Genomic DNA, 316 nt, shown 5'->3' with positions numbered 1-316 from the left:
CAGACGCTCGACCTCGGCCCGCGGCAGACCGCAGCCTTCAGCGATCAGGCGCACCGGCCGGACAGGAATCCGCGCCGCGAAACGGACCGTGACGTCGAGGACCTCGTCGCCGTTGGCGGCGTCGTTGGCAGCGCCGTCGCGGTGCTCGTCGTCGACGTGGTCCGATCCGGCGGTGTCGAGGCGCCAGGCGTTGTCCCAGTCGAGGGCGATGCGGTTGCGGCGACGTACGCCCGGTTCCTGAAGCAACCGCGCCGCCAGGCTTGCGTCGTTGTCATGCATTCGGTTGAGCGACTCGGCTGGTATGGACCGCACTTGT

Annotated in this window: 1 protein-coding gene; it reads right to left on the bottom strand. The window is 69.3% G+C overall.

Annotated elements, in window-relative coordinates:
* Positions 1-316: DUF1062 domain-containing protein (locus tag ABZV94_RS41890; RefSeq protein ID WP_356350397.1), on the bottom strand; the 316-nt coding region annotated here is incomplete at both ends.

This window comes from Streptomyces sp. NPDC004658, assembly GCF_040609555.1.
Lineage (GTDB): Bacteria > Actinomycetota > Actinomycetes > Streptomycetales > Streptomycetaceae > Streptomyces.
This window is presented reverse-complemented; position numbering and strand designations above follow the sequence as displayed.